The 5,354-nt window shown below is 39.6% G+C and carries 5 protein-coding genes and 1 pseudogene; 3 read left to right on the top strand and 3 right to left on the bottom strand.

Annotated features, from left to right (window positions below; all coding sequences use genetic code 11):
* Window positions 1-92 precede the first annotated feature (92 nt).
* Window positions 93-1,361: a tetratricopeptide repeat protein gene (locus tag ACFE90_RS35900; RefSeq protein WP_375507022.1), complete on the bottom strand. Its 1,269-nt coding sequence runs from the start codon at window positions 1,359-1,361 to the stop codon at window positions 93-95.
* An 88-nt stretch (window positions 1,362-1,449) separates the two neighbouring features.
* Between ACFE90_RS35900 and ACFE90_RS35905 the strand changes: the two are divergent.
* A pseudogene (locus ACFE90_RS35905) lies at window positions 1,450-1,800 on the top strand (DUF711 family protein); the annotation flags it as partial.
* Here the strand turns inward: ACFE90_RS35905 and ACFE90_RS35910 are convergent.
* Complete coding sequence (locus tag ACFE90_RS35910) at window positions 1,746-2,414, bottom strand: 2OG-Fe dioxygenase family protein (RefSeq protein WP_375507023.1); 669 nt, start codon at window positions 2,412-2,414, stop codon at window positions 1,746-1,748. The pseudogene ACFE90_RS35905 and the gene ACFE90_RS35910 overlap by 55 nt on opposite strands.
* A 243-nt stretch (window positions 2,415-2,657) precedes the next feature.
* On the opposite strand from ACFE90_RS35910, the gene sfsA reads away from it, so the two are divergent.
* Entirely contained in the window at window positions 2,658-3,383 is a 726-nt protein-coding gene (gene sfsA / locus ACFE90_RS35915) for a DNA/RNA nuclease SfsA (protein WP_375507024.1), read from the top strand.
* 170 nt (window positions 3,384-3,553) lie between these two features.
* Here sfsA and ACFE90_RS35920 read toward each other — a convergent pair whose 3' ends face one another.
* Window positions 3,554-3,955 carry a fasciclin domain-containing protein gene (locus ACFE90_RS35920; RefSeq protein ID WP_100901082.1) on the bottom strand — a complete coding sequence of 134 codons (402 nt, stop codon included), beginning with the start codon at window positions 3,953-3,955 and terminating at the stop codon, window positions 3,554-3,556.
* A gap of 863 nt (window positions 3,956-4,818) precedes the next feature.
* Between ACFE90_RS35920 and modA the strand changes: the two genes are divergently transcribed.
* Window positions 4,819-5,328 (top strand): molybdate ABC transporter substrate-binding protein, encoded by a 510-nt coding sequence (gene modA / locus ACFE90_RS35925; RefSeq protein WP_375507025.1) that lies wholly within the window; start codon window positions 4,819-4,821, stop codon window positions 5,326-5,328.
* Window positions 5,329-5,354 lie beyond the last annotated feature (26 nt).

The raw sequence follows: 5,354 nt of genomic DNA on the forward strand, positions 1-5,354 counted from the left end.
CCCTAATTCCCAGAGGGGCCCCGAGTTCCCCGCAAGCGGCGAGGGGTTGGGGGTGGGGTTCTTTTATTATGGGTAATTTGGCGGATATGATATTATCTACCGCGATCGCGTTCTAAGTCATCAATCACTTTTTGTAAATACCAGTCGTCTGACATCCCAGGATGGTAATCTTGCTTCTGCTGAATTAATCGTTCGGCAATTTCCCAATATCCACCAACCATTCGCAAAAGTCGCTGACGTAGTAGGTTATATTTTTGCTTTTTTGACTCTGGACTAAATTTTTGGATTTTTTCTAAGCTACTTAAGACTTGTTGATAATTTCCCCAGTCTTCTTGTTCACAAAAAATACTCGCCGCCCGTTGATAATCTTCCAGGGCATTTTGCATTTCTTCTGTGCAAGTATAGACAATGCCGCGATTATAGTAAGCTTGAGCATCATCAGGATTGAATTGCAGTGCTTGGGTGTAGTCTTGAATTGCACCGAGATAGTTACCCATTGCTCGATAAGCATTGCCTCTGGCAATATAGACTAAAGGATCTTCGGGTTGCATCTGGAGTGCTTGATTCAGATCCGCGATCGCACCTTGATGATCGCCCAATATAGAACGGGCTTTACCTCGGTTGCGATAGACAATGGCATCTTGAAAATTTAGTCGCAATGCTTGATTAAAATCTGCGATCGCTTCTCGATGATTCCCCATTTTGCAACGCACAACCCCACGACAGCAGTAAGCTTGGGCATCTTGCGGATCAGCTTTTAATACCCAATTTAAATCAGCTAGTGCCTCTTGCGTATCTCCCTTTTCAGCCTTTTCTAATAATTGCGTGAAATATTCATTTGTGGATAAAATGGGCGCATTTGGAGAACGTGATTGCTGTACAACAGGTAATTCTTGGGGTTGTAACTGTTTAATTTGCTCCACACACAGACGACAATTGTCTTTATCCTGTTGTTCTAGATATAATTGTGCAGCTTTTTTAAAGTTAGCGATCGCCTCTTGAATATAACCCTGTTTGCGCCGCACTATCCCCCGCAGATAATAAGCAGAAGCATAGTTGAGATTGAGACGAATAGCGCGTTCAACATCGTCTAGCGCCCCTGGTAAATTTTTCAGCGCCACCCTAGCCAATCCACGACAATAATATGCCTCTACACTCTCAGGATTCAGCTTCAGGGCTTCGGTATAGTCTGAAACAGCCTTAAGGATTGCTCCTGAGTCATAATATGCCAAACCCCGTTGCAAGTAAACTTCGGTAAAATAAGGTGTCAGTTGTAAAGCATGGTTAAATTCTTCAATTGCTCCAGCGTAGTCTTTTCGCCTAGCCTTTTCCAATCCTCTATTGTAGAATTCGTCATTCATGGCATTTGTTTGGTTGATTCAGTTAGTTGAATTCCAGCACGCTTGTTTCGTAGCCTAACCTATGCACTCACCCTTCATATTTTAAGTATTAAGCGTGTCTTTGTTTCATTCTCGTGTATTTAAAAATGTATCGATAAAAATCTGTGGTTACTCTAGATTTATGCTTCCGGTTTGTGAAGATGCCGGACTAACTAACAGGGCTAATATGATTTCAACGATAGAAAAAATTGTGGTTTTATGAATTGATATGGCAACTTTAGCAATCAAGTTAAATAAACCATTATCAAGATGATTATTTCCAATTACAAATAAAAAAGCTGGGGAAATGACTACATTCAATTCCCCATATCTCTTAGATTGTAAAATATTTACAGTTAACGAGAATTATTCTGAAAGTAAGCTAGGAGAAGTCAGTACAAAAATATCCCAACTTCCTTGAGCATCAGTTTGTGGTTTGATGGGATTGGCGAAATGGAAAAACTCATGATCGTTGACCAATAATAGTTCCCCCGGATTTAGAACTTTGCTAAACACAGGTTTTTCTTTTTTGGCAGTATATAGATGTGTTTCTCCACCTTGAATATTATCTCTATTTACTGAAAAAACGCCAATAAAATCAGTTCCATCTTGATGGATGCCTTCAGGGGCTGGACTACCAAAATTATCTGGTGAGCAAATAATTCTAATTTGATGAACTCCGATTTCAGCTTCAGGATGAAGTTTACAAGAATCACTAAATGCTAAGACAAGGTTTCTAAAAATATCGAGTTCTATGAGTGCATCATCTAATTCTGCAAACTCTCTTTTTAAGTCTCCCAATAATGGATTATACTCTTTACTTTGAAAAAAGTGGCCATGAGGTAATTTGATTAACTCATTTCCAGAAACTGTGAACCGAGATAATCTCCTCGAACGAAACTTGCCTTTGATATAAGGGTCAATAGGCATATTCCTAAAAAATGGCTTGAAACCTTCTAGATTTATCGAATTTACCTTTCTTAGAGTAAAGAGAAAAGCATATTCTAATTCCGTTGATGCCCGCACTTGTTGCATAGGATTTACCTCCTTGCACGTTGGAATTCTCCCGGATTTTTCTTTATGGGAGGCTTATAACACCTAGTATATGCTACTTTATATTAATATGTTGTTAATTTGACTACAAAAAGTGACACTTTATGATATATAAAATTACTCAATTTCTGTCATAGGGCGGAGTAGTTGCTGAAAATATTTGCTGTTGAGAGGTAGGTGGGTAAGGAATCGACGTATATTTACTAGCAGCAACAAGGTTTTATAATGATAGATTGGCTTTACCGTTACCCACCTTTGTATTCAGGTATTCTGCTAAAACGCTACAAGCGGTTTTTTGCTGACGTTCAACTTACTTCCGGCGAAATAGTGACAGCACATTGTCCAAATACAGGGCCAATGACTGGAGTATCAACTCCCCAAAGTGCTGTACAGCTTTCCAAAAGCGATAATCTTAACCGCAAATTGGCTTACACTTTAGAACTAATTCAGGTACATGACAACGAGCCGACTTGGGTAGGCATAAATACTTTCTTGCCCAATCGGGTGGTAAAGCTAGCTTTGGCGAAATATCTTTTCCCAGAATTGGGCGACTATAGCCAAATCAAGGGTGAGGTGGTTTATGGGCTAGATAAAAAAAGTCGAGTGGATTTTTTTTTAACGGGGAGTGATGAGGAACGCCCGATTTATTTAGAAGTGAAAAATACAACTTTGTCTGAAGGGAGACTAGCTTTATTCCCTGACACGGAAACTACAAGAGGACAAAAGCATTTGCGAGAACTAATGGCACTGCTACCTCTAACTCGTGCGGTGATGCTTTACTTTATCAATCGCGGTGATTGTACTGAGTTCTCCCCTGGCGATCGCACAGATCCTATATATGGTAAGTTATTACGCGATGCGATCGCTCTCGGTTTAGAAGTATTACCTTGCCGTTTTGATATTTCCCCCGAAGGTATCCGTTATTTGGGTTTGGCTAAACTAAAAATTTGATTATACCTAATTAAATCTAAACGCATGAAACAATAAATCCATCTAGACAGTATCTAAATGGATTTATTGGTAGTTGCTGTTTACTAAAAAACATTCAACCAGACTCTCATAGAGAAACGACTACAGGTAGCCGTCGCCCCAGAAATAGCATTAGCTATTGTGACGTTTGCTTATGCAGGAATCAAAACTGTGTCAATTACGTGGATGACACCGTTATCAGCAGCAACATCTGCTGCTGCAACAGTTGCATCATTGATTTTAACTCCATTAGAAGCGTCAATTTTTACATCTGAACCTTCAACTGTTGTAGCTGTCTTTAATTTAACTACATCAGCAGCTAGTACCTTGCCTGAGACTACATGATAGGTCAAGATTTTTGTGAGCTTGGGAATATCTTGAAGTAATGCGTCTACTGTACCTGCTGGAAGCTTATTAAACGCTTCATCAGTAGGTGCGAAGACGGTAAATGGCCCGGGGCCCTTCAGTGTATCTACTAAACCAGCTGCTTGGATTGCTGCAACTAGTGTGTTGAAAGAACCATTATTAGCGGCGGTGTCAACTATATTGGCCATGTGCTTTACCTAGTTCTGTGTAACTTGTTACAAATCTAAACTATTTATTTAATAAAATCTATCTATCGTTAGAAGTATGTCGAATACAAATTTTTATTGATATCATAAACAATTGTCTATATCTTTATACAAGTAGAAAATTATACATATATTGTCTGGGCGGATGAGTTATGGGGACTCCTGGATGCGTAGTTTACTACCGCAGGCATCGCTCCTTTTTCTATGCAACGGTAGGAGCGATCGCTGTTCACTAGTATCAACACAGCACTTGCTTTACCAAAAAAGTTAGTTAAATAGATACTTAAAAGTATTTAGTTGGTATAAATAGGGTTTTAGCTATTCATAGGAGCTATATGGAATTTTCTAATGAAACCTTTGCTATATATGTAATTTCGAGCTTTTTAATAACTTAGATGCACCTGCCATAGCTCTTTGTCAGGATTTACTGACCAAAAATGTTGGTATTGTGCAGATTTAACTGATATTATTTCATCACTAAATACATTTCACTTGCTGTTTGTGTAATTCTAGTTGGAAATAATAAAGGGTCTATCACACTAATGCTTGTAGTAATTGTGATTGGCTGTTTATTTGCAGAATTTATTATGCGTAGAACTTACGTATAAACCTTCTCTAACTTCCATTTGCAGCAAATTTTAACTTGATGAGGTACAACAATACCCCACCCCCTTGGAAAGGGGAGGGTTGGGGAGGGGTGTACCTCATGTAGTTGCAAAAGGCTGTATCTATACCCTCTACCTCTGCCATCTGTGTAGGTAGTTGATTTTTCGGTTGCCTGTGCGTAAGTCAGGTATGTCAACAATGAGACTTTTAGGTAATAATTTCCCCAAACTATGACTTTTATGAACAGAAGAAAACTTATTGGTTGGATTGCTACGGCAGTTACCAGCATGATGCTAGTAATAGGCTGGCAGTTTGTCAATTTCTCACCAGCACAATCTGCAACCACACTTAACGTGTATGCGGCTGTCAGCTTAACAAACGCACTGAATGCCATCAAGACTCAGTACCAAAATGCTAACCCAGGTGTCAATGTTGTTTATACATTTGGTGCTTCTGGTACCTTGTTAAGCCAAATACAAGCAGGAGCACCAGCAGATATTTTCATTTCTGCCGCTACCGACCAAATAAATGTCCTGCAAAATTCAAGCCCAAGTAAATTGGTAGCAGGTAGCCGTAAAAACGTTGTCAGAAACCGTCTAGTTTTGATTACTCCGACGACGCCCCCTGTTAGTGCTGGTAGTGCGGCTCTCACTAGCTTCAATGGTTTAACCAACGCCAATATTAGTGGTGTTGCTATAGGTGACTACACAGGCACTCCTCCAGGGGAGCAACGCGATTTGGTGAGGTAGGATCAAAAACCAGCGATCGCTAAAAA

The sequence above is a fragment of the uncultured Nostoc sp. genome (assembly GCF_964245445.1).
In the GTDB taxonomy this organism is placed as follows: domain Bacteria; phylum Cyanobacteriota; class Cyanobacteriia; order Cyanobacteriales; family Nostocaceae; genus Nostoc.